The 23,952-nt window shown below is 61.3% G+C and carries 29 protein-coding genes and 1 tRNA gene; 8 read left to right on the plus strand and 22 right to left on the minus strand.

The window, feature by feature from the left end; genetic code table 11:
• Positions 1–128 precede the first annotated feature (128 nt).
• Positions 129–356: a hypothetical protein gene (locus AV059_RS12955; RefSeq protein WP_228841805.1), complete on the minus strand. Its 228-nt coding sequence runs from the start codon at positions 354–356 to the stop codon at positions 129–131.
• 151 nt (positions 357–507) lie between these two features.
• Between AV059_RS12955 and AV059_RS12960 the strand changes: the two genes are divergently transcribed.
• Positions 508–1,554: a phytoene/squalene synthase family protein gene (locus AV059_RS12960; protein ID WP_050038237.1), complete on the plus strand. Its 1,047-nt coding sequence runs from the start codon at positions 508–510 to the stop codon at positions 1,552–1,554.
• 43 nt (positions 1,555–1,597) lie between these two features.
• Here AV059_RS12960 and AV059_RS12965 read toward each other — a convergent pair whose 3' ends face one another.
• Entirely contained in the window at positions 1,598–2,056 is a 459-nt protein-coding gene (locus tag AV059_RS12965; RefSeq protein ID WP_058994992.1) for a DUF6653 family protein, read from the minus strand.
• Between the two features lie 120 nt (positions 2,057–2,176).
• Between AV059_RS12965 and AV059_RS12970 the strand changes: the two genes are divergently transcribed.
• From AV059_RS12970 to AV059_RS12985, 4 genes are all read left to right on the plus strand, one after another.
• On the plus strand, positions 2,177–3,418 hold the full coding sequence (locus AV059_RS12970; protein WP_058994994.1) for a hypothetical protein: 1,242 nt from the start codon (positions 2,177–2,179) through the stop codon (positions 3,416–3,418).
• A 75-nt stretch (positions 3,419–3,493) separates the two neighbouring features.
• The gene (locus AV059_RS12975) at positions 3,494–3,871 is read left to right on the plus strand and encodes a hypothetical protein (protein ID WP_058994995.1); all 378 of its coding nucleotides are present in this window, start codon (positions 3,494–3,496) and stop codon (positions 3,869–3,871) included.
• A gap of 54 nt (positions 3,872–3,925) precedes the next feature.
• Positions 3,926–4,273, plus strand: a complete 348-nt coding sequence (locus tag AV059_RS12980) for a TRAM domain-containing protein (RefSeq protein WP_058994998.1) — start codon at positions 3,926–3,928, stop codon at positions 4,271–4,273.
• 111 nt (positions 4,274–4,384) lie between these two features.
• Entirely contained in the window at positions 4,385–4,999 is a 615-nt protein-coding gene (locus AV059_RS12985; protein WP_058995000.1) for a TetR/AcrR family transcriptional regulator, read from the plus strand.
• Between the two features lie 20 nt (positions 5,000–5,019).
• Here AV059_RS12985 and AV059_RS12990 read toward each other — a convergent pair whose 3' ends face one another.
• From AV059_RS12990 to AV059_RS13000, 3 genes are all read right to left on the minus strand, one after another.
• Positions 5,020–5,433 (minus strand): DoxX family membrane protein, encoded by a 414-nt coding sequence (locus AV059_RS12990; protein ID WP_058995001.1) that lies wholly within the window; start codon positions 5,431–5,433, stop codon positions 5,020–5,022.
• A gap of 94 nt (positions 5,434–5,527) precedes the next feature.
• Positions 5,528–6,088 carry an NAD(P)/FAD-dependent oxidoreductase gene (locus AV059_RS12995; protein WP_058995003.1) on the minus strand — a complete coding sequence of 187 codons (561 nt, stop codon included), beginning with the start codon at positions 6,086–6,088 and terminating at the stop codon, positions 5,528–5,530.
• Positions 6,089–6,183: 95 nt separating this feature from the next.
• Positions 6,184–6,933 (minus strand): pirin family protein, encoded by a 750-nt coding sequence (locus AV059_RS13000; RefSeq protein WP_058995005.1) that lies wholly within the window; start codon positions 6,931–6,933, stop codon positions 6,184–6,186.
• Positions 6,934–7,206: 273 nt separating this feature from the next.
• Here AV059_RS13000 and AV059_RS13005 point away from each other — a divergent pair, with 273 nt between their 5' ends.
• Positions 7,207–7,971 carry a hypothetical protein gene (locus AV059_RS13005; RefSeq protein WP_058995007.1) on the plus strand — a complete coding sequence of 255 codons (765 nt, stop codon included), beginning with the start codon at positions 7,207–7,209 and terminating at the stop codon, positions 7,969–7,971.
• 398 nt (positions 7,972–8,369) lie between these two features.
• A complete protein-coding gene (locus AV059_RS22080) occupies positions 8,370–8,558 on the plus strand; it encodes a hypothetical protein (RefSeq protein WP_154021032.1) in 189 nt (62 codons plus the stop codon).
• A 190-nt stretch (positions 8,559–8,748) separates the two neighbouring features.
• On the opposite strand, the gene AV059_RS13010 is transcribed toward AV059_RS22080, so the two are convergent.
• The 4 genes from AV059_RS13010 to AV059_RS13025 all read right to left on the minus strand — a co-directional run bounded on the left by AV059_RS13010 (position 8,749) and on the right by AV059_RS13025 (position 10,763).
• Positions 8,749–9,216 carry a winged helix-turn-helix transcriptional regulator gene (locus tag AV059_RS13010; RefSeq protein ID WP_058995009.1) on the minus strand — a complete coding sequence of 156 codons (468 nt, stop codon included), beginning with the start codon at positions 9,214–9,216 and terminating at the stop codon, positions 8,749–8,751.
• A gap of 476 nt (positions 9,217–9,692) precedes the next feature.
• Positions 9,693–9,983 (minus strand): hypothetical protein, encoded by a 291-nt coding sequence (locus AV059_RS13015; RefSeq protein ID WP_058995011.1) that lies wholly within the window; start codon positions 9,981–9,983, stop codon positions 9,693–9,695.
• 387 nt (positions 9,984–10,370) lie between these two features.
• A tRNA-Val gene (locus AV059_RS13020) sits at positions 10,371–10,445 on the minus strand.
• A gap of 48 nt (positions 10,446–10,493) precedes the next feature.
• On the minus strand, positions 10,494–10,763 hold the full coding sequence (locus AV059_RS13025) for a hypothetical protein (RefSeq protein WP_058995012.1): 270 nt from the start codon (positions 10,761–10,763) through the stop codon (positions 10,494–10,496).
• Between the two features lie 148 nt (positions 10,764–10,911).
• On the opposite strand from AV059_RS13025, the gene AV059_RS13030 reads away from it, so the two are divergent.
• Positions 10,912–11,859, plus strand: coding sequence for an MBL fold metallo-hydrolase (locus AV059_RS13030; RefSeq protein WP_058995014.1), 948 nt, complete (start codon positions 10,912–10,914; stop codon positions 11,857–11,859).
• 49 nt (positions 11,860–11,908) lie between these two features.
• Here AV059_RS13030 and AV059_RS13035 read toward each other — a convergent pair whose 3' ends face one another.
• The 13 genes from AV059_RS13035 to AV059_RS13095 all read right to left on the minus strand — a co-directional run bounded on the left by AV059_RS13035 (position 11,909) and on the right by AV059_RS13095 (position 23,952).
• On the minus strand, positions 11,909–13,459 hold the full coding sequence (locus AV059_RS13035) for an NADH-quinone oxidoreductase subunit N (protein WP_058995015.1): 1,551 nt from the start codon (positions 13,457–13,459) through the stop codon (positions 11,909–11,911).
• Positions 13,460–14,995: a NuoM family protein gene (locus tag AV059_RS13040; RefSeq protein ID WP_058995017.1), complete on the minus strand. Its 1,536-nt coding sequence runs from the start codon at positions 14,993–14,995 to the stop codon at positions 13,460–13,462.
• Entirely contained in the window at positions 14,996–17,089 is a 2,094-nt protein-coding gene (gene nuoL, locus AV059_RS13045) for an NADH-quinone oxidoreductase subunit L (protein ID WP_058995019.1), read from the minus strand.
• A gap of 3 nt (positions 17,090–17,092) precedes the next feature.
• Complete coding sequence (gene nuoK, locus AV059_RS13050) at positions 17,093–17,395, minus strand: NADH-quinone oxidoreductase subunit NuoK (protein WP_058995022.1); 303 nt, start codon at positions 17,393–17,395, stop codon at positions 17,093–17,095.
• Positions 17,392–17,790, minus strand: coding sequence for a hypothetical protein (locus tag AV059_RS13055; RefSeq protein ID WP_058995024.1), 399 nt, complete (start codon positions 17,788–17,790; stop codon positions 17,392–17,394). The genes nuoK and AV059_RS13055 overlap by 4 nt, the downstream gene beginning before the upstream one ends.
• Complete coding sequence (locus AV059_RS13060; protein ID WP_004591678.1) at positions 17,787–18,056, minus strand: NADH-quinone oxidoreductase subunit J; 270 nt, start codon at positions 18,054–18,056, stop codon at positions 17,787–17,789. The genes AV059_RS13055 and AV059_RS13060 overlap by 4 nt, the downstream gene beginning before the upstream one ends.
• A gap of 289 nt (positions 18,057–18,345) precedes the next feature.
• A complete protein-coding gene (locus AV059_RS13065; RefSeq protein ID WP_004518194.1) occupies positions 18,346–18,807 on the minus strand; it encodes an NADH-quinone oxidoreductase subunit I in 462 nt (153 codons plus the stop codon).
• Positions 18,808–18,850: 43 nt separating this feature from the next.
• The gene (locus AV059_RS13070) at positions 18,851–19,894 is read right to left on the minus strand and encodes a complex I subunit 1 family protein (protein ID WP_058995026.1); all 1,044 of its coding nucleotides are present in this window, start codon (positions 19,892–19,894) and stop codon (positions 18,851–18,853) included.
• Positions 19,894–21,576, minus strand: a complete 1,683-nt coding sequence (locus tag AV059_RS13075; RefSeq protein WP_058995028.1) for an NADH-quinone oxidoreductase subunit D — start codon at positions 21,574–21,576, stop codon at positions 19,894–19,896. The genes AV059_RS13070 and AV059_RS13075 overlap by 1 nt, the downstream gene beginning before the upstream one ends.
• A gap of 6 nt (positions 21,577–21,582) precedes the next feature.
• A complete protein-coding gene (locus AV059_RS13080; RefSeq protein ID WP_004957101.1) occupies positions 21,583–22,275 on the minus strand; it encodes an NADH-quinone oxidoreductase subunit B in 693 nt (230 codons plus the stop codon).
• Positions 22,268–22,681 (minus strand): NADH-quinone oxidoreductase subunit A, encoded by a 414-nt coding sequence (locus tag AV059_RS13085; protein ID WP_058995030.1) that lies wholly within the window; start codon positions 22,679–22,681, stop codon positions 22,268–22,270. Before AV059_RS13085 ends, AV059_RS13080 begins: the two co-directional genes overlap by 8 nt.
• A gap of 151 nt (positions 22,682–22,832) precedes the next feature.
• Positions 22,833–23,483 carry an AIR carboxylase family protein gene (locus AV059_RS13090; RefSeq protein WP_058995032.1) on the minus strand — a complete coding sequence of 217 codons (651 nt, stop codon included), beginning with the start codon at positions 23,481–23,483 and terminating at the stop codon, positions 22,833–22,835.
• A 46-nt stretch (positions 23,484–23,529) separates the two neighbouring features.
• Positions 23,530–23,952 carry a hypothetical protein gene (locus tag AV059_RS13095; protein WP_058995034.1) on the minus strand — a complete coding sequence of 141 codons (423 nt, stop codon included), beginning with the start codon at positions 23,950–23,952 and terminating at the stop codon, positions 23,530–23,532.

Raw genomic sequence — 23,952 nt, forward strand, 5'->3', positions numbered from 1 at the left:
CCACGGCTATAAATGTTGTCAGGAAGGTACTACAGGTGTAGTATGATGGTTTTTCAACACGTGTATTCTCGGGAGAGGGCTGGCTGAGAAAACAGACAGTTAGTAGTTCAGAAAAGCCGAGCAGTGCGTTACTCGCTTGAATCCTCACTTCCGCCGACACCCTCTGGGCCGGTGATATCGAGCGGCCGGACCCACTCATACCAGATGAAGACGACGCCGAGGCCGTACCCCAGCGCCCAGACAGCGCTCCCGACCCAAGGGAAGCCAAGCGTGCTGAAGCCCCAGTTTGCGAGGCCCGGGAGGATGATAGCAGCGAGAACCGTCAGCACTAATATCACTGTGTCCCGGGTGTTCACAGTTGCGTCCTCCCAATCGCTGTGCCGTTCATACCTCAAGATAGGCTCGGACACTCCTGAGTCTGTCGGAACACCGAACCGTGGCCGGGATAGAACTGACGCCGTAGCCGTCCCATTTTTATCATCGTATGCCCTACCCCGGATGTCGGGAATGTCTCAGAACCACACAGACCGGTCGTCTTCGGAAGACATCGAGTGGTGCTACGATGCTGTCCATCGTGTGTCGCGGACGTTTAGTCTCACAATTTCGGAACTCAATGAACCGATGGCCCGGGACATCTGTCTGGGCTACCTTCTTTGTCGTGTGGCTGACACGATCGAGGACGCCGGTCATCTCCCTCCAGCGGTGCAGACCGAACTCCTGCAGACGTACAGCCGCTCGCTCGAACCGTCGAGCGGGACGACCGTGTCGTCGTTCCACGATGCCGTCGAAGAGTGGATCCCTACGACGACGAACGCTGACTGGGAAGTCGTCGAGAACGCAGGCCGCATCGTCGACGTGTTTCACACGCTCGATGACCACTCCACACAGACGATTCGCGGGCCGGTCCGGGAACTCGTTGACGGGATGGCGATGTTCGTCGACCGCTACGCCGACGCCGGCGGACTGCGAATCAAGACGCTCGACGAACTCGAAGAGTACTGCTGGTACGCCGCCGGGACCGTCGGGACGCTGGTGACCGGGCTGGTCTCCCACGAAGCCACAGACGAGCAGATCGCCCAGATGGAGGAAAACGCCCGCTCCTTTGCCCTGCTGCTCCAGCTCGTCAACGTCGCCAAGGACGCCGCGACGGACATGGAAGAGGAAAACAACGTCTATCTTCCGCTTGAACTGCTCCACGAGCAGGGCCTCGACCACAGCGACGTGAGCGACACCGACAACGTCGACTCGCTGGTCCCCGTCATCGAGCAGGTGACCGAGCGAGCGGAGGGCTACCTCGACGACGCGCAGGCGTGGCTCGAAGCCATGCCCGAAACCCGTGGCAACACCCTCTCTGCGTGGGCGATTCCGTTCCTACTCGCGGTCGGGACGATCCGTGAACTCCGCGAACGACCTGCCGACGTTATCGAGCAGGGCAACGTCAAAATCTCTCGCGAGGAAGTTCACTCCGTGACACAGCAGTTCGGCGGCGACGGCGACCCCTCGATTGGGGAGTTACGGGCCAAAATCCGCCAACAACCGCTCCACCAGTACTGACGACCAACAGAGACATTCCTCTTTTCGAGGCTCGTTTTGACGTTCACGCGAGCGCCGATCGCTCCGAACCGCGCTTGTCGTACCGCCGGACGAGCTCGCGGAGCCACCAGAGCTTCAGCCCGCTCATCGCCAGCGTGGCGACCGCGGCGCTGACTGGTCGGCGATGCCAGGCGGCGTACAGCGCGAGGGCCGACGCCAGCGCGCCGCCGGTGTTACACACGTTCGGATAATCGAGGCCCATCGTTCCGTTGTCCTGTTCGGTGAGCCACCACCGCTCTGCCAGCACAGCACGGGTCATCCAGGCGTCCTCGGTGTCCGGCGGTGCGAACAGGATTGGATTGATAGCTGTCCACAGCAGCGCCGCGGCCAGGAGCCGCCAGTCCCGCTGATACACCGCGTACACGATGACAGCGCCGGTCGGTACTCGCGGCCAGCCGCTCTTTGGGTTCGCGTGGCGACTCCAGAACCAGTCTTGCACGCCGTCCGGTAGCGGTGCTGTCATGTCTCCCTATCGACCGTGCCAGAAGATAACACTGCCGCTAGGTGGGGTGGCCCAGAGCAGCGGCCCGATCTGCTTCTCCGGGGACAGAACACTCATGTCCGCCCTGTGTGAACGCCGTCTATGGCCACAGCGGCGTCGGGACTCTCCGAGCCACAGGTACTCGCCCGGACGAAAGACCGGCTATTTGCGGACCGCGAGGACGCCTACGTCGTCGCGGACACGCAGTTCGCACAGCAACGCTGGCTGGACGACACGCCTATCGAGGCGGCCGTACAGGCGACGCTCGCGCCGTTCAACCACGTCCGGGTCGGAACGGGCTATCCCGACCTCGTCGGCGTACAGACGCTCTCGACGGACCTGCTGTCCGTCGACCGACTCGGCGACCGCCCGCCGCTGATCGTCGTCGAGGCGAAGGGCTACACGGACAGCGGTGGCGTCGACGCTGAACGCGGCGTCGTTCAGGCCCACGACCGGCTCAACGAGGCCAACGTGGCCTTCCTGACCGCGCCCCGGAGCGGTATCTCCACCGCCGCGCGGACGATGGCCCGCGAGCTAAACGTCGGCGTGCTGGGCGTCGAATCCGACGGCGCAGTCGCGGTTCTGGAACGGCCCCGCGTGGTCGGCCACGGGTCGATGGACGCCGCTTCGGCGATCCGGTTTCAGGCCAGCGCTCAGGGTGTCGCCGACCAGAACTTCGGACTCAATCATCCGAAAAACTACATTGCGGTCCCGCTGGCCGTCTACCACGACGGTGACGCGCGGGACCTGCTTGCCTCCCACGTCGTCGGTGCTGTCGACGGCGCTATCGCCGGGGCGGCGTTTCTGAACCTGATCGACACCGGACAGGGAGCGCTCACGCTGACACCGCTGGGTCGAGAAGTCGTCCGGTTCGCGCTCCGGACGGTCGGCGGCGTTGACGCCGCACTCCGCCGGTTCGCAGACTGGCAGCGCTCCCGCAAGCGGTTCATCGACATCGCACCACAGTGGGGCCAGCTCGTCCGCCGCGTCGTCTCCGACTACCCGGCCACGGAGTTGCTCGTCGACGGGCTCTACGCCTGCCACCGGGACGGCTACGAGTCCCCGTCGCTCGTCGAGTTCGTGGAGTACCTCCACGCGCTGCATCCCGAGTTCGCCGTCGAACTGTTCCTCCGCGGCGACGAAGCGGTCCGCCAGCGGGTACTGACCGGTGAGGGGGCGCTCCGTCGCTCGGAACTCACCGACGGCAGCGTCTATCACTCCCCCACTGTGTTCCAACTGAAAGCAATCTACTACCACGCCGGCATCGTGACCGACCGCGGCGCGGAGCCCTCGAACCTCGACCCCGAGACGGACGAGTGGGCGCTGTGTGACCCGCTCGCGTAGCGGCGGGCGTCCAGCCGATCAGGTAGTTCTACTGACACATAACCCTGAAGCGTGGGTAGCCCCTACTGTGATACAATGTCTCAGACCCTGGAGCTTCCCAACGGCGATGTCGTTTCGCCCGACGACGTGTTCTGCTACAACGACTACCCCTACCGGCTCGTCTGGCTGGACGACGATACCCACGAGTTCGCGCTCTCCCCGCTGTACTGGGGCGACAGCGGCATGGACATCCCGTTCCACGACCGGGAGGCGCTCGTCGACCAGTGGGAGGTCGATTCCCACGGGCAGATGACGGCCGAAGAGTGGGCGAACTGGCTCGACGACGCGACGGAGGACCCCCGCTACAGCGACGACGAGGTCACGTCGCTTGCGGCCGAGCTCCCGACAGAGTGGGACGCCACGGGCGGGGACTCGGACTCGGGCGGCGGAATTCTGGACCGCCTCGGGCTGTAAGCGCTGTCGCCGGACTCTGAAAGGTATTAATCCGTTCGTCCTGCAACCCCTGGCATGGAACCGATCTGGCTCGCCGCTGGCGGGGCCGCTCTCGCCGTGGGCCTCGCGCTGGCGTTTGCGATTACCCGCCGCTCATCCAGCAGTGCGTCGAAACGTGCCCACGAGGCTGCACAAGAGCGCGAACCGCCGGTCGAACTCGGGGAGACCTACGAGTTCGGCATCACCGAATTTAGCGACCACCACTCCGGCGACCGCGTCGCCGTTGGGAAAGTCGAGGGCTTCGTCCTGTTCACCGAAGACGTGCCGTCGTCGGTGTCAGCCGGCGACGTGATCCGAGCGAAGGTGCTGTCGTTCAACCGGGGCCACACCTCCGCCGACGCTCGGTTCGTCGAACGCACCTGAGCGAATTGAGCGGCGACAGTAGCGGAAGCGAACACAGCCTGGCCGACGCCGACTCGCCAGTCCCGATGTGGATGGAGAAACCGATATGTGCCTACCACGATAAAACAGGGCATGAGCGAATCGGACGGGCAGAGCACGCCACAGGACACCCGGGAGGTCATTATGGAGGCCACCTTTCGGGCGCTGAGCAAGCACGGCTACAAGGACTTGCGGGTCCGAGACATCGGCGAGGAGATGGAGATGTCTCGGCAGGTGATCCACTATCATTTCGACGGCAAGTACGACCTGATATCTTCGTTTTTGGAGTACATTATCGATCAGTACGAGGGCAGTGTCGAGGTTGACGACGAAACCGACCCCCGTACAGAACTCGACGTCCGCATCGACCGATGCCTGTTCGGCCCGGAGTTCGACGACTTCTCACACTGGGATCGGATGAAGGTGTACCACGAGCTGTACGCCTACGCGCAAAACGACGACGAGCACCGGGCGTTGTTCAACGAGCACTACGACCGCCTTCGCAAAAGCATCTCCACAGTCATCGAAGACGGAATCGAGCAGGGCACGTTTCGCGATGTTGACGCTGAACTGATGGGCCAGCTCATCACGGACGTAATTCACGCGGCCCGCGGCCGGCGGATCGCGCTCGGCCACGAGGACGCACCCGACGAGGCCAAGCGGGCCGTCAACGACTTCATTCTCGACTCACTGTACCCGCCGCAGTAGATCGGCCTGAAAAGACAGCGTCAGAGGGGGCTGATGCCGACGCTGAGCGCCCACGTCCCGGTTGCTGATGCCGCGACAACGAGTGCACCGCCAGCGAGCGTGACGTTCTTCAGGAAACTGTTCAGTTCGTCCTGCCGGTCCTCGTCCGGCACGGCCCAGAAGTCGTGCATCGCAACCGCCGAGACGATGAGGAACACGGCGAGGGCGACCGCTGCGACGACTGGGAAGACGCCCACGGTCACACCGAGCCCGCCGAGGATGAGGAGCCCACCGGACGCGAGGACTGAGAATCTCGGCGCCGGGAGGCCCTTGTACTCGGCGTAGCCTGCCATCTGTTCTGTCTGTGTAAAGTGGCTCAGGCCGGTGAACGCGAGCACGCCGCCGAAGAGGACGCGGCCGACGACGAGCAACACGACGTTGAGTTCGGGTGCCATTAGGCGCTCACCACCGGGACCACACGAGCGTTTCCAACAGCACGATTCGAGAGCGTAGCAAGATTGATTGTGGGAGTCGATTCTGACTGCATCGTTAGAGCTCCGGCACGTCTGATGGCATATCGAAGTCGTGGTAGTACTCGCCTTTCTCCTTCGAGAGAATGTCGAGGACGGCTGCAGCACCGTCACCGGCCGCGATGACCGCCTGCCACTTCTCCGCTCGACCCATCGCACCGGTCGCGTACACGTTCTCGACTGACGTTTCCATATCGACAGTCACGTCGACGACATCCTCATCGGTAAACGCACAGCCGAACTCCTCGGCGAGGCTTCGGTCACCACCAGTCGCGAGAACGACGTACTCCGCGGTGTACTCGTCGTCTGCTGTCGTGAGGACGAACCCGTCATCGGTCTGTTCGATAGCCGTGACTGCCGTCTCGTACAGCGTTGCGCCACGGTCCCGGGCCTGCCCGCGAGCGATCGTGAGATACTCCTCGCCGCTAATGGAGCGCACGGCGGGGTAGTTGAAGAGGTGCGCCTTGTGCATCCACGACTCGTCTGTATCGAAGGTGATCGTTTCGAGGTCGTTCTTCGCAGCGTACTGTGCCGCACTCAGGCCGGCGGGGCCGCCGCCGACAACTGCTACGTCTGCCATGTTACAGGACACGGACCGCCCACAGAAGAGTTTTACCATCTGGTAAAATATGGTCGACCCCTCACGTCCGGCCCTGAGCCACGCGACGCCCCCACTTACAGAACGTACGGGCCGCGCTGTCGGATCGGCTCGCCGTGCGGGCGGCCCGAGACGGCGACGACACGGAGTGAGTCATCACTTCGGAGTGCCACTGACCGCGCGTCAGTGACCGGCAGGACATCACCCGCAGTGAACGAATACCCCTCAACCGTCCCGCTACCGGTGACACCATAGAGGAATCCAGACCACCCTTTTGGGACCGACCACGTCCACGCGTCGGCCACGGCGACATCAAGATACTCCATTGGCGTATGGAGGCTGATCGGTGAGCCCTCGCCGATAACTGTCGTGACCGTCGCGCCGCCCTGCTCCGCCGTCGGCAGCGTGTCGGCCGTGGCGTCAACGTAGTCCGGGTCAGCATCCTTCTCCGCCTGCGGCAGGTTCACCCAGAGCTGGAGTCCGGTGCAGGCCTGCCCGTCGGCGGGGAATTCGGAGTGACGTATCCCACTGCCGGTCGTGATACGTATCGCGTCGTTCTCGTATGCAGTGTTTGCGACGCCCAGCGAATCCTCGTGTTCCATGCCACCCTCAATCATGTACGAGACGATTTCGAATCCCCGGTGAGGGTGCATCGGGAACCCCTTGTCAGGGTCGATGTAGAACTGCTCGAATAGGACAAACGGGTCCAGATTGTACGGATAGCTGTCCGTCTGAAACGCGCGGTTCGAATTCACGCCCGTCCCATGCCGGACCATCTCTCCGGATAGCGGCCCGTCAGCCGACGCCTGCGACTCGCTTTCAGTCATACGCTCCTTTGTTTACCGAGCGGTAAAAACGGCAGGACTGCAGCGCAACCGACTGCTATCTGTACTCCCGTGGCGTTACGACGGAGGTACCAAATTCGTAGCGTGCTAACCGAGGCTAATTCTGGAGAGGTTCACGGCCTACGGTGCGATAACTCCTCATTATGAGAGTGGTCCAAACGGTCGTACGTACTCCTATCGCGAATGTGAGAACTCCAAGGTCGTCTCTACGTCCCTAAATCATATCCGTGATGAACGTAATAATGTCAATTAAGAGTGAAATTTCCCGGACGTATTCGACTTACAGTAGTCGTCGCCGTTTTCGTCGTTCTTGCGGGGTGTAGTGGGGTACCGTGGTCGCCGACCGTAACACCGTCACCGACGAGCGGCGAGAACACGACAGCACTCGCACCCGGGCTTACCGAATCGGGTGTAACTGACGCATGGGCGCTGACGAAGGCCCACCGCGACCACCTTACGAACACCACGTACACGAAGCGCTCCTATCGGTCGATTCACGCTGATGGAACCCTTCTCCAAAACCTCTCGGCGACCATGAAACGCGGCCACGGTGGGCAGTACCTCTATGAGTTGCACATTGGGGGTACCGAACGGAATTCGACTCGTACGATAACCGTGTTCCGGAACGACTCACTGCTCGTCCAACGGACGGTCTACGAGAACGGAACGGTCGCACACGTTGGCGCGGAGAAGGCAGCGACACCCGGAAAGGAACGGTATGGGGGCGTCTACTCAAAATTGGTTGCAAGTAACACGACGGTTGCGGAGACGGTTGAGCGCAACGGTACGACGCTCTACCGGGTGGAGTCAGTCGGTGAGCCGGACACCTCCTCAGCATATGCGAACGCCTCGAACTATGAGTTCTCGGCGCTCATTAGCCCTGAGGGGTTCGTCCATGAGTACCACGTCTCCTACGCGACAAGTCGTGATGGGGGGCCGGTGACCGTGACCGTTAGCCTCCAATTCACTGAACGGGGACAGACGACCGTCCACCCCCCGGCGTGGGCTTCGAAAGCCTAAGTGAGACGTTTCGTAGTGAATTGTGTGGGTCAAAGTATGGCTTTCAGCCAGAAATTTCGCGTGCAGAGTTAAAAACAGGCTGAATTGCGTGAAAAAATGGGACAGTGAACGATGAAAGAGAGAAGCGTAGCCGCCACTTCGGTAGAGGTGAATCTGCCTGCCGAAGCTCTACGAGAGTGGCGGGCCAAGCACAAGAACAACACCGAACCGGACGCATTGGGAAACAAGAGGTTCAAGAGGTTCGTAGCCTCTGCCGCAATGCGACGAATGGGGCCGACTTGTGCGACGGCGACACCATTCAGGTCGCACCGGACGGTTCACTTGTCGGAGGTGACGACGAATGAGCTTCGAGGAATCTCAATCTGAGCTAGAAATTCGGAATGAGGTGCTACCGCTTGATGGCAGTGAGCAACTGGTTTTTTGGTAAGGTAGCAACCTACGCCGTGGCGTACTTCGCACAAGGTCTTGGCAGAAAGCCAATTCTCCGATGGGAAGGTGACGGCTTCGAGGTGCATTACTCACCTGCCAGAAACCAACTGAAAGCTGTTAAACGCGATAAGACCTTCCTGTGGAAATTGTGGGAGTGAATTCTGATGAGCAAATTGAGCTACAATAGTATGTGCTATGGCATTGGAACTTGACCATAGACAAATACTGCATACAGGGTGCAGAACAGCATAGCGGCGTAGAAAATGACTTTAAGAATTGTTTCTAACTTCTCCCAGTTGATGGCTATCACGGGAGCATCGCCGTCAGTTGATGGTTTACTCGCCATATTTATTCGATTGTACCAAGCCGTTCAAGTTCAGCGTCTCCAGCCTCGCTAATCTCGTATTCATAGCTGTTGTCGTCGTTTTTCTTGTCTGTGCGATTGACCAACCCTCGATCATAGAGAGCCGACATGGCCGCATATGCTGTTCCTTTGGGAAGGTCAACAATCTCAAGCGTCCTCCTTGTCGCAACTGGCGCTTGATTCTCTAACTGCTTAAGTGCCGATAACATCTTGTGGTGTGACGTACCGCTCTGGATTGATTTCGGCTCCTGTCCACTCTCTTGATTTTCCCCGTCAAATGGGAGACTGGTTTGCTGGACTTTTGGCCTATCACTCTTTGAGGGATTGCCGATTTCGACGTACACTCTATCGAATTGCGAACCATCAGCAAATTGTTCAAGGACACTCATCACAGTCTCTACAGCCCTGCTACCCGTAGCCTCGAAAGACAGGTGGTCTAACTCATCACTCATACTTGGGTGTTGTTTAGCCGATTACTTTAATTTGGCGGCACATGGCCATAGCATCATAGCATCATAGCATCATAGCATCATAGTCTCATAGACGACACCACTTCCCGAAGCGGTGGGCAAAAAGGAGCGGACAGTGTGATAAGAGTCTCGCGGAGCGAAGCGAAGCAAGACAAGGACTGAGTAGCATTGAACCACTCTGTGCGGAAGTCTGCCCGAAGTGAATCAACAACGATGAACCGACTTCCCGTATTCCATCAACATGGCTCTTCGGTAACTCTCGTCGGCTCACACCCTACCTTAGCGGAAGCGAAGTCGGCTTCAACAAGGTGAGAGGAAATTAGACCAATATTGTCATCACATTAGACATTCTCTGTAAAATGCTCGGGTTGACAAGACCACCGTTCCAGAAAAAGAAGTCGAATAGGAAGTAGATGGACGCCAACCCACCGATAAGCCGACCAATTGCTTTCATGTTATCACATCATCGGGTCAAACCCGTTTCTGCCTCGCGTCTCTTCCTTATCTTCGTAGAATCTGCCACCGCACTTCGTACAGACGATTACTGTTGTCCCGTCGCTCACTTGGCCACCGAACCCGCCAAAGTTCGCCCCTGCCGATTGCTGAACAGTCTGCGACTCTTTGTATTGTGGGTCACAGTCGCAAAGGTCGTTTTCGCCTTCCACTTCCTCATACTCTGACGGCTCGCCGCCGAACAGATTGTCTTCCTCGATGGTGTCGTTTTCCCAAGGCCCATCGTTGTTGAACATTGGTACGCCTTATAAATCAGCTCTTAGATTTAAAAATGTTTCTTGTAAATCACTACCATGCGGTAAGTGAAGGGCATATTCTGGTTGCATTTCTGAGCGATTTTTGCAGTGGGGGTGCGCATCGATTGCAAGGAGTCGAAAGTCTGGCTTTTAAAAAATCTACTCCGGTGACTTCCCGGCTCTCAGTGAATCCATGAAGTCACGCGCACCTCGCACAAGGCGCGAGTCACCCCACGGGAAAGACTTTTCTAGCCTTAGACAAGATTTTGAGACGGAACTTGCCGAGTGAATCGAGGTATTCAATGAATCGAATGGACCCACGGTTTGGACGACGTTTTATAAGCATCCCTACTCCGTACTATCCTTTCGATTCGGGAAGAGAATGGATGGGTTGGGGCGGATTCGAACCGCCGACTTCCTCCGTGTGAAGGAGGTATCATAACCGAACTAGATCACCAACCCAGTGCACTCAACTCTATTCGAGCGCATCCCTTAAGAATTGCTTTCCGACTACGCTTCCGGCTCTTCCGTACCGCGATACGCACCGATCTTCTTGCGGGCGTCAGCGATCGCTTCCTCGGCTTCGCCCTCTGCTCTTCCCTGCAGGTCCTTCAGGTCGGCCTTGACGCCCTCCAGGCGGCTGGGTTCGGGCTCTTTTTCCTTCCCGGTGAGTTCTCGGAAGCGTTCCTCGACCGGGTCGAGTTCCTCTTTGACGCCCTTGGTGGCGGTTTCCCCGGCACGCTTCAGGTAGTACCGTGCGTCTTCGAAGTGCTTGTTCATATCTGTCCCTACGCGAAGGACGAATATAGCTCTTGTGCCCGGAAAACCATGAGGAACCACAGCTAACCGAGGGACAGCGAGCGGCCACGATGGTAAACGTGCCGTGCGGGTACGAACTGTTTTGCGCCACCACCTGCAACGGGGAGATATGTTCACACGGGTGTCGATCCCGACGCCGTTTCAGGTCGGGCCAGTCAATGCATACATCGCGCGGCGAACGATCGTCGATCCGGGACCCGACAGCGAGGAAGCGTGGTCGCGTCTGGTCGAGGCGCTCGAAGCACGCGAGCTGTCCCCGGCTGATATCGAGCAGGTGCTGGTCACCCATCCGCACCCGGACCATTTCGGCATGGCGAACCGGTTCGCCGAGCGAGGAGCGCGTGTCCTCGCCAGCGAACCGGCAGCCGATATCATGCGCGATTTCGCGGCGCAGCTACACACCGAACAGTCCTATTTCGCGGATTTCTTCGAGCGGTGTGGTGTCTCACGCGAGACCGCCGAAACGGTCACACAGCTACCGGAAGCCTTCCTACCCTATGCCCAGAGCGTCGACACCGACCGCGCGCTCGCGGCTGGTGATACCGTCACCGTCGACGATACGGAACTGACGATTGACACTGTGCAGGGCCACTCCGCGGGCGAAATAATCTTCTCATATGACTTTCAGGGCCGACGTGAAGCGGTCGTCGGCGACAACGTGTTGGGCGACATCACACCCAATCCGTTCCTGCAGGTGCCCGACGAAAGCGGGGCGCGGCCGAAGGTGTTACCGGCATTTAACGACTCGCTCCGGTGGCTCCGTGAGCAAGGTCACGACCGCTTTCTCACCGGCCACCGCGAGCCCGTCGAAGCACCGCAGGAGCGTATCGACGACATCCTCGCGGAACACGACCAGCGCACCGCGGAGGTCGCCGACATCGTCTCCGGCGGAGCGACGACACCCAGTGACGTGATGACGGCGTTGTTCGGCGACCTGCCCGCCACGGAGTACTTTGCTGGGATGAGCGAGGCTGTCGGCCATCTGGACGTACTCGAAGTCACCGACCGCGTCGAGAAGCGCGAGAGCGGCGGCGTGTTCGTCTACGAGTCGGCGTAAGCCTCGCTACTTGAAGAGCGTGTGAGACAGAAAATAGCTAGGCGTCAGACTACAGCAACTGCGCGGCCTGGAACGCGATTTCGGAGACGCGGTTGAAGCCGGGTAGCAGGAGTACCGTCACGATAGCGGCGCCCACCACAGCGGTGTACAGCCCCATCGGGTACGACTCGATGGTCCGGCTGCCAGTCGGTTCCTCGATCCACATCGCCTTGACAACGCGGGAGTAGTAGAACAGGCTGAGCGCGCTGTTGATGATGAGCGCGGCGGCCAGCGACCACGCGCTGACGTTGAGCGTCGCCTGGAACAGGTAGAACTTCGAGAAGAACCCGCCGCCGATCGGCAGGCCGGCGAGGCTGAACAGGAACACCGTCATCGCCGCGCAGGCGACCGGCGCTTCTCTGCCGAGACCGTTGTAGTCCTCGAAGCGGCGGCCGACGCCCCAGTACTCGGCCAGCGCGATGAACAGGAACGCGCCCGTGTTCATGAAGCCGTAGACGAGCAGGTGGGACATCCCCGCACTCATGCTGAGGCTCAGGCCCTCACCGGAGCCAGACACGGCGGCGAGTCCGATGAGGACGTAGCCGGCATGGCCGACGCTGGAGTAGGCCAGCATCCGCTTGACCGTTTCCTGCGTTGCGGCGGCGAAGTTCCCGATGAACATCGTCGCGATGGCGAGGATCTGGAACGCCATCACCCAGTTGATCGCCCCGCCGGCGGCGAGCAGGTCACCGATTGGGAATGCGACAGCGAACGCGCGGAACGCCAGCACGAAGCCGGCGGCCTTCGACGCCGAGGAGAGGAACGCCGAGATTGGCGCTGGTGCGCCCTCGTATGCCTCGGGGGCCCAGAAGTGGAACGGCACGGAGGCGGTCTTGAACGCGACGCCGCCGATAATCATCAGGATACCGACGCCGAGGATAGCCATCGGGACGGCAGGGTCACCGGACTGGGCCTGTATCGACCCCTCGGAGATGGTCTGGATCGTACCACTGGAGATAGCGGTTGCGACGCCGTCAAACCGAAGCACGCCCGTTGCAGCGTACACCAGCGAGATGCCGTAGGCCAGCACCGCCGAAGACACCGCGCCGATGAGGAAGTACTTCAGTCCTGCTTCGACGCTGCCCTTGTTCTCCTTGAGGAAGGCGACGAGTGCGTAGGACGGTAGCGACACCAATTCGAGTGCGACGAAGGCCGTTGCTAGGCTGTTGGCCGCACTGAGGATGCTCATCCCAGTCGCGGATAGCAGAACAAGTGCGAAGAACTCGGCCTGGTAGCTGTGTTCGGCGACGTAGTCGTAGCTCGCGAGCACGACCAACGTCGTGACGCTGCCGACGATGGCCATGAAGAACAGGGCCATCTGGTCGACGACGAGTTGGCTGTTGAACAGCGCGACGCCAGTGCTATCGGCCATTCCGGTTCCGGCGGTGATAAACCAGCCAGCGAACCCGAAGGAAAGCAGGGAGCCGAGCACCGAGATACCGGCCAGTAGTCCCGTGTTCGTCGTGTCAGGATCAATCGAGTCCGCTAGCAGCAACACCAGGGAGGCGAGGGCCAGCGAGAGTGCTGGGGCGAGTGCCATCCAGTCAGGGAGTGCGACCATCTATGCACCACCTCCGATCTCGAGAACCGGTGAAATCGAGTCTTGTATCATACCAAAGGAGAGGTCTGGCGCGACACCGAGTGCGATGACCAGCAGGAGCAACACGGCCAGCGGCGCGACGTCATGGAACGCAGCCGGGCTGACCTCGTAGTCCGTCTCCAGATTGAAGCCACCGAACAGCGTGCGCTGCATGGCCCACAGCAGGTAGCCGGCCACGATGACGATGCCGAACATCGCCAGCGAGGTCAACACCGGTGCAGCCCCACCGAGCGTCGGCGCGTTGAACGAGCCCTGGAAAATGAAGTACTCCCCGGCGAAGCCGGCCATCAGCGGCAGGCCCATGTAGCCGAAGGCGGCGGCGACGAAGATGCCGACCGTCCAAGGCATCCGGTCCGCAAGGCCGGACATATCGCCGACCATGCGCGTGTGCGTCGTGTTGTAAATGACACCGACACACATGAACATCAGCCCCGAAATGAGGCCGTGAGCGATCATCTGGAAGGTCGCCCCACCCATGCCGTAGGGCGTGAACGCGACCAGACCCAGGATGACATAGCCCATCGATGAAATCGAGGAGTAGGCGACGATGCGCTTGAGGTCGCGCTGTGCCAGTGCGAGCATCGCGCCGTAGATGACGCTGACGACGCCGATGATGGCAAGCGGAACCGCGAGCTGACGTGCCGTGTCTGCGAGCATCGTGAAGTTGAACCGCAGCAGTGCGTAGGTCCCCATCTTCAGGAGGACGCCGGCCAGCATGACCGACACCGGCGTCGGGGCCTCCACGTGAGCGTCGGGCAGCCACGTGTGCAGCGGGAAGACGGGCACCTTCACCGCGAACCCGAAGAACATCAGGATAAAGGAGATGGTCATCAGGTTCACGCCGGCGATGGTCGGCAGCCCGCTTGCGGTGCGGAACGCCTCGGCCATCGCAGGCAGGGACAGTGACGTGAGGTCAGTGCTGAACACGAGCGCGAACAGGCCTGCGAACATGACCAGCGACGCCACGTTCGTGTAGACGAAGAACTTGATCGCGGCGTACTTCCGGCGCGGGCCGCCCCAGACACCGATGAGCAGGTACATCGGGATGAGGACGCCCTCCCAGAAGACGAACCAGAGGAAGAAATCGAGCGCGGAGAACACGCCGATAAGGCTCACTTCCATGAACAGCATCAGTCCGTAGAACTGGGACTGACGCTCGTCAATAGGCGTCCACGCCGAGACGATGGCGAGTGTCGTCAGCACTGTCGTCAGCGCGAGCAGCGGCATACTGATGCCGTCGAGGCCGACGTAGTACGACACTTCCAGTTCACCCAGCGTGATCCACGGGATCTGCTGGCCGAACGCGATATCGGCGGGCGACAGCAGCGCGTTGCCCGTGCCGCCGTACTGCGTGAGGTACACCCAGTACATGTAGATGCTACCGAGCGCCGGAACCGCACTGACGGCCGCGGCGAGCTTTCCGGCGTACCGGTCGGGCGAGAGGAACACGAGCCCGGTTCCCAGCAGCGTCACGAGCAGGAGCGCGGCGACCCACATCTAGAACCACCCTCCCATGATGCCGAAGGCAGCAAGCAAGAGCACGAGTCCAAGCGTCAGCAGCGTCGCGTAGTTGCTGACGACGCCGGACTGGATGCGTCGGATGCGGCTGCCGCCGAACAGGCTCACGCTGGAGATGCCGTTGACGACGCCGTCGACGACACCCTGGTCGAACTTGTTCATCACACGGGCGAGCGGGTAGGTGACACCCGTCGCGAGCCACACCTGATATTCGTCCTGATAATAGTTGTGCATGAGTAGCGTCTTCAGACCGCCAAGCTTGTCGGTATGCTCGACCGGGTCGGCACCGGCATAGAGGCTCCGCGCGACGAGCACGCCGGCAAGTGCGAGACCCAGCGAAACTCCGGCAGAGGCGAGCAGCGTCGTCGTCTCACCGAGCGGGTAGCCCTTCGCGACGTGAGCCACGTCCTCCAGGAGCGCCTCGTAGTGGTGCAGTCCAGTGTTGAGCGTTGCGGGCCAACCACCCTCTTCAGGGCCGTTGAGCCACACGTGCAGGAAGTCGATGTGCGCACCGGTCAGTTCCGCGACGGGCTTCATGTTGATGAACCCGATAGTCGTTGCAAGGATGCCAAGCACCGTCAGCGGGCCCTTGACGTTCCAGCGGACTGGCTCTGGGTCACGTGCGGTGTCCGAGCGCGCGTCGCCGTGGAATGTCAGGTACACCATCCGGAAGGTGTAGAAGCCGGTGAAGAACACGGCCAGCAGCCCCATCGCGTACGCGGCCAGATAGGCCGTGCCGAGGCCACCCTCAGTACCGAAGCCGTGGATGAGCGCCTCGTACAGCACTTCGTCCTTGGACCAGAAGCCGGCGAAGGGAACGATGCCAGCCAGTGCGAGCGAGCCGGCGAGGAACGTCCAGTAGGTCACCGGCATCCGGTCTTTCAGACCACCCATGTCCCACATATTCTCGTTGTGGTGCATGGCGATGATGACCGACCCTGCGCCGAGGAAGAGCAGCGCCTTGAACACGGCGTGGGTGGTCAGGTGGAAGACGGCGGCGATGTAGCCACCCGAGCCCAGCGCGAGCATCATGTACCCGTACTGGGAGATGGTGGAGTACGCGAGCACTTGCTTGATTTCCTGTTTGACCAGGCCCATCGTTGCCGCAAACAATGCCGTGAAGCCGCCGATAAGGGCGATGACGGCCAGTGCCGTCGGCGAGAGCGCATAGAAGCCGTACATACGTGCGACGAGGTACACACCGGCTGCGACCATCGTCGCTGCGTGGATTAGCGCTGAGACCGGCGTCGGACCTTCCATCGCGTCGGGCAGCCACGTGTGCAGCGGGAACTGCGCGGACTTGCCGACGACGCCGCCCAGCACGAGGAGGCCGAGCACGGTGAACCAGGCCTGTGGGCCCATGCCGACCGTCTCAAGCATCGCGATACCCTCAAGCTCGCCGTCTACAAGAGCGTGTTCGGCAAGCATCGGGAAGCTCTCAGCGACCACTTCGCCGCCCTGCGTAATTGGGGCGAACAGGCCGGTCCCGAAGGTAGCGAAGATGCCGACGACGCCGATGAGGAAGAAGTAGTCACCGAAGCGGGTGACCAGGAACGCCTTCTTCGCGGCGCTCGGCGGGCCATCGTCGCGGAACCAGAAGCCGATGAGCAGGTACGAACACAGGCCCACCAGCTCGAAGAACATGAACGCCATCAGGAGGTTGTTGGCGACGACGAACCCGAGCATGCTCGCCGTGAACAGGCCGAGCCCGGCGTAATAGCGCGGGAGGCCACTCTCGCCCTCGTCGTTCATGTAGCCAAGCGAGAAGATGTGGACGAGGAACGAGATGAGACAGACGATAAGCAGCATGAGCGCCGACAGCGGGTCAAGTAGCAGGCCGAAGTTCAGCCGGAGTGATTCGACGCTTGCGGTCCACGTGTACAGTATCTCGTTGTGGACCTCACCACCGGCCACCGTTAGCGCGACCCAGATCGACAGCAGGAGCGACCCACCCGTCGCGGTGATGCCTGCGAGCGCACCGCCTTTCGGCATGCGGTCGCCGGCAAACAGCGCGACGAGGAACGATACGAACGGCAGCAGGACAATCGCCGGAGCGTATGTGAATGCAGCCATCTGTTACCACCTCATCGTCGTCGCCTTCGTCACGTCCACGTCTGAGAAGTTGCGGTACAGGACCAGGACGATACCGATACCGATGGCGACCTCCGCGGCAGCGAGTGCCATCGTGAACAGGGTGAACACCTGGCCGGTAAGGTTCCCGTGTTGCAGCGAGAACGCGACGAGGTTGATGTTCGCAGCGTTCAACATCAACTCGACGGACATCAGGAAGATGAGCGCGTTCCGTCGTGTGAGGATGCCGAACAGGCCGATACAGAATATGGCCGCCGACAGGAGGAGATACGTCTCAGCCGGAATCACGAGTCGTCACCTCCCGGGCCACCGTCAGCGGCAACGGCCATGTCGTCGTCGTCCGTAGTTTCGACACCGAGCGTTACTGATTCGCCAGCGATTTCGCGTCGGGCGAGCATGACGGCCCCGACGAGTGCGGCCACCAGCACGATGTCGATGACCTCGAAGGCGACGAGGAACCCTTCACCGGGGACGGCCGTCTCACCCTCACCCATGATCGCGCCCGGGGCGATGTCGAACATCGCCGCGCCGAGGCTCTTGGTTATTGCCGCTCCCTCACCGAAGCCCGCTGGTGCGGGAAACGAGACGCCCATGAACACTGCACCGAGAACGACGAACAGGGCGATTGCGGCCAGTCCAGCGACGAAACTCCCCTCCGTCTGTAGTTCGGGTTTTGTGGTCATGGTGTCACCTCAATCACCGACTCGTCCTCGCGGGTCAGCATCACCGCGAAGGTGATGAGAACGAGGACGCCGCCGACGTACACCAGGATCTGCATCGTTGCGACGAACGCCGCCTGGTTCATTACGTAGAACACTGCGACGCTGACGAGTGACACGCCCAGTAACAGCGCCGAGTGCCAGACGTCCCGGACTAACACGACGCCCGCAGCGCTGCCCACCGTTACCATAGCGAACAGCGCGAACGCAATTGACTCTGCCAGTGCCATCTTACTTGGAGACTCTTTGCGGCGTCCCTTTGAAGATTCCTCTTTCGTCTCGCCAGTAGAGCCACTGTTTGCCGGTATGGCCCCCAGATTTCGGGGCACTTCCGTCCTGCTGGCGAAAATGTGCCACTCCATCACCGTTTTTGACGCCACATACCGTTGTTCCACCTCGGATCGATACCGGAAAGCTCGCCTGAGCGGTTGCGGCCGTTCTGGAAAGCCCGCGCTAATCAGAACAGGGCAGTCGCTCCGAGGGTAGTAAGCGAAACCCGCTGAAAGTCCGTTGAAGGAGTTACTGGTAATCCACTTCGCCGTCGCCCTCACCGATCCACGCGCCCCGGTCGGGTTCGCGGGACTCTAGTGGGTCGATGTCCTTGTACCACGGCACGTTCTTGAGTTGTTCCTTGTCGTAGGCGAACTCGTCTTTCGTGTCCGCGGTGAACTCGAAGTTCTGGGTCAGCAGGATCGCGTCGGTCGGGCAGACTTCCTCGCACAGCCGGCAGTAGATACACTGGCCGATGTGGAGGTTGTACTGCTCGCCGTTGCGCTGCTCGTCCATCACGATCTGGATAGTGTTGTTCGGGCAGACGTTCTCACACTGCCGACACCAGATACACCGCTCCTGGCTCCACTTGTGGACGCCGCGGAAGCGGGGACTCACCTCGGGGGCGACGTCCGGGTATTCCACCGTGAACGTCTCCCCGTCGAGGGCGTGTTTCATCGTCGTCGCCATTGATTTCAGGATTCCAATCATGACAGGTCTCCTACGGTCGCTCGTGGGTCGGTTCGCGTGGCCGTCATTGGACGGTCACCCCGACGATAACCGCGGTCAGCAGCAGGTTCGCCAGCGAGAGCACCAGCATTCCCTTCCAGCCGATTTCGATGAGTTGGTCGATCCGGACGCGGGGCACCGCCGAGCGGGCCCACTGCGTGAACAGGAAGACGCCCCAGATCTTGATGAGGAACCAGACGATGCCCGGCAGGACCGGACCGGCCGGTCCACCGAGGAAAATCGTGGCGATGATCGCCCCGCCGAGGAAGATGTGGATGAACTCCCCGAGGTAGATCAGGACGAAGTACACCGAGGAGTACTCGGTCTGGTAGCCAGCGACAATCTCGGTCGGTGCCTCCGGGATGTCGAACGGATTCCGGCCGACCTCCGCGAGGTTTGCGATCATGAACAGCACGAACGCGAAGGGGTTCACGAACGCATACCACGACGGCAGCGGGCCGATCAGCGACTGCTGCTGTGCGGCGACGATCTCGCTCATCTGGAGCGAGCCGGCGAAGATGACCACCGACGCGCCCGTCAGGATGAGCGGGATCTCGTAGGCGAGGTTCTGTGCGACAGCACGCAGCCCGCCCAGGAACGAGTACTTGTTATTCGATGCGTAGCCGGCCATCACGAGGCCGATAGACGTGGTCGAGGCCACGGCGAACACGTACGCCAGTCCGACCTCGGGGTCGGCGAGGTGGATGCCGTTCCCCATCGGAATCACCGCGAAGCCAAGCAGCGCGGTGCTGGCGATAATCAGCGGCGCGAGGTCCCACGCCGGTCGGTCGACGCCTTCGGGAACGATGAGTTCTTTCGACAGCAGGCGAACGGCGTCAGCCACGATAATGAACAGCCCGTACGGGCCGATACGGTCGACGGCAATACGGTCGGTGAACGCGGCCGTAATCTTTCGCTTCGCCCACGGGCCGGCAAGCGCCGTGTTCGTCATCATGAGCGTGCCGATGAGACCAGCCCCAACGAGACTCAGCACGATCATCACGGCCGTGCTGTTGGGATCAAGCCCAAGCAGGTTCGCGAGCGTTTCCGGTAACGGCGCCGACTGCATTACCGGTCCACCTCCCCGAGTACGATGTCGAGGCTCCCGAGCGAGGCGATCATGTCAGGGATGTACTCGCCCTGGGACATCTCCGGCAGCGTCTGCAGGTTCGAGAAGCACGGGCTGCGGATCTTGAACCGGGCCGGCTTGTCCGTCCCATCCGAGCGGATGTAGATGCCGAGTTCGCCCTTTGCGCCCTCGACAGAGCGGTAGATCTCCTTGTCAGGGTCCGGGCGGAGCGTCCGCGGGACGTTGGCCTGAATCTCGCGGTCGTCCTCCGGCCACTGCTCCAGCAGGTCGACACACTGTTCGATGATGCGGGCCGACTCCTCGACCTCGCGAAGGCGGACGAGAACGCGACTGAAGTTGTCGCCGCCCTGCTCGGTGACGACGTTCCAGTCGAGTTCGTCGTAGTAGCCGTATGGGTCGTCCCGCCGGATATCGTAGTCGACGCCCGAGCCGCGTGCCACGGGACCGGTCGCGCCGTACTGCTTGACCTGCTCCGGGGAGAGGACGCCGGTGTCGACACACCGCATCTGGAAGATCTCGTTACCGGTGACGAGGTCGTGGATCTCTTCGAGCTTGTGCGGGAGGTCGTCGAGGAAGTCACGGATCTTCTCGAAGTACTCCTCGCGGGGCTCGGGCAGATCCCAGGCAACGCCACCCAGCCGGAGGTAGTTGAACATCAGCCGCTGGCCGGTCAGGTCTTCTAGCAGGTTCTGGACGATTTCGCGGTCGCGGATGCCGTACTGGAAGACAGCGGTGAAGTCGCCGAACACGTCCAGCGCGAACGTCGCCAGCGCGAGTTCGTGCGAGGCGATCCGGCACATCTCCGCCGACATCGTCCGGATGACCTGCGCGTACTCCGGGACCTCGATGTCCGCGAGGTCCTCGGCCGCGCGGGCGTACGCCCACTCGTTGAGGATTCCAGCAGAAATGTAGTCCCACCGGTCCGGGTACGGCATAATCTGGTGGCGGTAGGTGCCCTGCTGGCACATCTGCTCCTCACAGCGGTGCAGGTAGCCGATATCGGGTTCGAGGTCGGCGATCTGCTCGCCGTCAAGCACCGTCTCGACGTGGAGCACGCCGTGGGTCGCCGGGTGGTGCGGACCGATGTTGACGAACATCGTGTCCGGGTCGTCCTCGCTGCGCTTGTCGTCTTTCAGTGGGTTCGCGTGCTCGCGCAGTGAGACGATCTGTGGCTGGTCCTGATTGTAGTCCTGGCTCAGGGGGTGGCCCTGCCAGGTGTCGGGCAGCAGGATGCGCCGGAGGTCTGGGTGGTCGTCGTAGTCGATGCCGACCAGGTCGTAGGCCTCTCGCTCGTGCCAGTCTGCGGTGTCGTACACGCGAGCGGCCGACTCGTTGTGCGGGTCGTCTTTTGGCGACGGGACGATAATCGACAGCTCCTGTGTCGGGTCGTTGTACTTCCGCAGGTGGTAGATGGATTCGTACCGGTCGTCGTACTCCTGTGCCGTGACACAGGCGCAGTGGTCGAACCCAGCCTCCTCTTTCAGCGTCGAGAGGACTTCCTGAACCTCGTCGGGACGGATGACGAACCCCTCGGCGTTGACGTGTTCCTCACGGTCGAGGACGTGGCCACCGAGCAGGTCCGCAAGCGCGTCGTAATCGAGGCCGTCCTCCGTAACGCCGACATCGAGCGCCGTATCGCGTGATGGTTTTTCTAAACTCATGGCAAGTTAGGGAGAGTCGTTCCAGTTGTACCGCATAACGAGGTCTTCCTCGTCGATTTCGCTGGCGAGCTTGTCCACGAGCTCGTCCTGTTCGAGGTCGCCGAACTGCTCCAGTTCGTAGGGTTTGACCGTCACCGGCGAGGACTCGCCCTCGGCGATGCGCTCTTGCAGCTTGGCGACGCCGTAGATGAGTGCCTCGGGGCGTGGCGGACAGCCCGGGACGTGGATGTCAACCGGGATGACCTCTTCGGCGCCCTTGATGACGTTGTACCCTTCCTGGAACGGCCCACCGGAAATGGTACAGGATCCCATCGAGACGACGAACTTCGGCTCGGGCATCTGGTCGTACACGCGCTTCATCCGCGGCGCGAACTTCGAGACGATGGTCCCCGGGACGATGATGACGTCCGCCTGGCGTGGGGACGCGCGTGGCACCCCTGAACCGAAGCGGTCGAGGTCGTGTTTGATCGCGTAGGTGTGGATCATCTCGATGCTACAGCAGGCAATCCCGAACTGCAGCATGAACATCGAGGAGCCCCGGACCCAGTTCATGAACTTGTCGAACTTGGTCAGGATGAACGGCGTCGATCCGAACGCCTCGCGTAGCGTCGAGTTGAAGCGGTCGTCGGCCCCGTCACCCATGCGGGCCTCCTGTGTCGATACGTCTTCGACGGCCGGTGGTGTCTGGTCACTACTCATATGTGTCTGCCCCCTTCGTGGCGCGCGGACTGCGCACCCACTGAACTGCGCCGTTACGCCAGGCCCAACCGAGTCCGATGGCGAGAATCCCGATGAATACGACCATCGGTAGCAGTGCCGTGGTCATCCCGAACTCAGCGGCGGCGTCGCTGTAGATGACCGTCCACGGGAAGATGAAGACGGTCTCGATGTCGAAGACGACGAACAGCAGCGCGACCATGTAGTACTGGATATTAAACTTGATCTGTCGACTGCTGCCAGTCGGCACTTCACCGGACTCGTAGGTAGTGCGTTTGCCTTGTTCCGGCACGCTGGGCCGCAAGAGGCTCGAAACTGCCATCATCGTCAGTGGGATGGCTAGCGCCACGACCGCGAGCGCGCCGATGGCGATCCATGGATTACTCATTCCGGTATCTCCTATCGTCTCCCGGTTAGAAGTACTCGCATATAAGGGTTCATTGTTCGGTTTTTCGGCCTTGCGGGTCTTTAAGAGCCGACGCGCTTTTGGATGGAAAGTGACCTGCATCCACCTCCCTGGGTGTGGTGTCCCTCGCTTCTCACTCGTCCCAGTACTCGCGTTTGAATCCGGGCGTCCCGAGTTCGTGGAGGTCACGCGACGCCTCGCCGACCTCGGTTTGGAGCCCCTCGTGATACGAGACGAGTCGGTCCCGAAGCTCGTCGTGTTGCCGTGCCAGAATCTGTACCGCGGAGAGCGCGGCGTTGAACGACTTGCCGGCGTCGACAGCCGTCATCGGCGCGCCCTGTGGCATCCCGATGACCGAGTCGACGGATTTCTCCTGCACTGGGACGCCAATGACCGGCAGCGGATAGGCGATGCTGGCGGTCATGTTCGGTAGGTCAGCGGATTTACCGCCAGCGCCGGCGATTATCACGTCGATACCGCGGTCGGCGGCCGTCTCCGCGTAGGCGTACATCAGGTCCGGCGTCCGATGGGCCGAGCAAACGAACGTTTCGAACGTGAATCGACTCTCAGGCGCGTCGGTGTAATCCGTCTGTTCCTCGAACCCGAGTTCGTCGGCGAGCGCCGCGTAGGCCCCGGGCCGTTTGCCTTGCCCGCCGGCCATCGTCGGCAGGTCCGAGTCGGAGCCCATGATGATGCCGACATCGGGCGTCAGGTCGTTCGGACGGTCCATCTCAGCTTCTTCGTGTAACTGGTCGATGAGCGACTGGACGCTGTCTGCGGGCATACAGCCGACTGGAACCGGGACCGGCGTAAGTGTAGGCGGTTTCTGCTCAGTCGGCCAGCGCCTGCTCCAGTTCGGCAAGCAGTGCCTGTGGGTCCGTGGGGAAGCACCTGAGCGGGTCGGTACGGCCGGCGACCTGTATCCTGAGTGCGTACCGCTTGCGATACGTGAGCGCGAGGCTGATAGCACCAGCGACAGCGAAGGCCCCGCCGAGGAGAACGGACCGGTCGAGTGACAGCAGGCCGAACCCGATCAGCGCGGCGCTCATCACCGCGAGAAACCAGTCGATGTCCTGTAGGCTCACCTCGACCACGTCGTCGAGGTCGATTACCACCGGACCGTCACCGCGGTCGACCACCAGTCGGTCAGCGCCGAGGACGACAGTCCCGCCGGTTCGGAGCGTGCCGGTGTACCGTTCGGTGTCGATGGGCGGTACGGTGTCCCCGGTCGCACCGTCGCTATCGCTGTCCAC

This window comes from Haloarcula sp. CBA1127, from assembly GCF_001485575.1.
GTDB lineage: Archaea > Halobacteriota > Halobacteria > Halobacteriales > Haloarculaceae > Haloarcula.

Coding starts and splice junctions, on each gene's coding strand:
- AV059_RS12960 (WP_050038237.1), top strand. CDS start 508: ATGTCTCAGAACCACACAGACCGGTCGTCTTCGGAAGACATCGAGTGG.
- AV059_RS12965 (WP_058994992.1), bottom strand. CDS start 2,056: ATGACAGCACCGCTACCGGACGGCGTGCAAGACTGGTTCTGGAGTCGC.
- AV059_RS12970 (WP_058994994.1), top strand. CDS start 2,177: ATGGCCACAGCGGCGTCGGGACTCTCCGAGCCACAGGTACTCGCCCGG.
- AV059_RS12975 (WP_058994995.1), top strand. CDS start 3,494: ATGTCTCAGACCCTGGAGCTTCCCAACGGCGATGTCGTTTCGCCCGAC.
- AV059_RS12980 (WP_058994998.1), top strand. CDS start 3,926: ATGGAACCGATCTGGCTCGCCGCTGGCGGGGCCGCTCTCGCCGTGGGC.
- AV059_RS12985 (WP_058995000.1), top strand. CDS start 4,385: ATGAGCGAATCGGACGGGCAGAGCACGCCACAGGACACCCGGGAGGTC.
- AV059_RS12990 (WP_058995001.1), bottom strand. CDS start 5,433: ATGGCACCCGAACTCAACGTCGTGTTGCTCGTCGTCGGCCGCGTCCTC.
- AV059_RS12995 (WP_058995003.1), bottom strand. CDS start 6,088: ATGGCAGACGTAGCAGTTGTCGGCGGCGGCCCCGCCGGCCTGAGTGCG.
- AV059_RS13000 (WP_058995005.1), bottom strand. CDS start 6,933: ATGACTGAAAGCGAGTCGCAGGCGTCGGCTGACGGGCCGCTATCCGGA.
- AV059_RS22080 (WP_154021032.1), top strand. CDS start 8,370: ATGGCAGTGAGCAACTGGTTTTTTGGTAAGGTAGCAACCTACGCCGTG.
- AV059_RS13010 (WP_058995009.1), bottom strand. CDS start 9,216: ATGAGTGATGAGTTAGACCACCTGTCTTTCGAGGCTACGGGTAGCAGG.
- AV059_RS13015 (WP_058995011.1), bottom strand. CDS start 9,983: ATGTTCAACAACGATGGGCCTTGGGAAAACGACACCATCGAGGAAGAC.
- AV059_RS13025 (WP_058995012.1), bottom strand. CDS start 10,763: ATGAACAAGCACTTCGAAGACGCACGGTACTACCTGAAGCGTGCCGGG.
- AV059_RS13030 (WP_058995014.1), top strand. CDS start 10,912: ATGTTCACACGGGTGTCGATCCCGACGCCGTTTCAGGTCGGGCCAGTC.
- AV059_RS13035 (WP_058995015.1), bottom strand. CDS start 13,459: ATGGTCGCACTCCCTGACTGGATGGCACTCGCCCCAGCACTCTCGCTG.
- AV059_RS13040 (WP_058995017.1), bottom strand. CDS start 14,995: ATGTGGGTCGCCGCGCTCCTGCTCGTGACGCTGCTGGGAACCGGGCTC.
- nuoL (WP_058995019.1), bottom strand. CDS start 17,089: ATGGCTGCATTCACATACGCTCCGGCGATTGTCCTGCTGCCGTTCGTA.
- AV059_RS13055 (WP_058995024.1), bottom strand. CDS start 17,790: ATGACCACAAAACCCGAACTACAGACGGAGGGGAGTTTCGTCGCTGGA.
- AV059_RS13060 (WP_004591678.1), bottom strand. CDS start 18,056: ATGGCACTGGCAGAGTCAATTGCGTTCGCGCTGTTCGCTATGGTAACG.
- AV059_RS13065 (WP_004518194.1), bottom strand. CDS start 18,807: ATGATTGGAATCCTGAAATCAATGGCGACGACGATGAAACACGCCCTC.
- AV059_RS13070 (WP_058995026.1), bottom strand. CDS start 19,894: ATGCAGTCGGCGCCGTTACCGGAAACGCTCGCGAACCTGCTTGGGCTT.
- AV059_RS13075 (WP_058995028.1), bottom strand. CDS start 21,576: ATGAGTTTAGAAAAACCATCACGCGATACGGCGCTCGATGTCGGCGTT.
- AV059_RS13080 (WP_004957101.1), bottom strand. CDS start 22,275: ATGAGTAGTGACCAGACACCACCGGCCGTCGAAGACGTATCGACACAG.
- AV059_RS13085 (WP_058995030.1), bottom strand. CDS start 22,681: ATGAGTAATCCATGGATCGCCATCGGCGCGCTCGCGGTCGTGGCGCTA.
- AV059_RS13090 (WP_058995032.1), bottom strand. CDS start 23,483: ATGCCCGCAGACAGCGTCCAGTCGCTCATCGACCAGTTACACGAAGAA.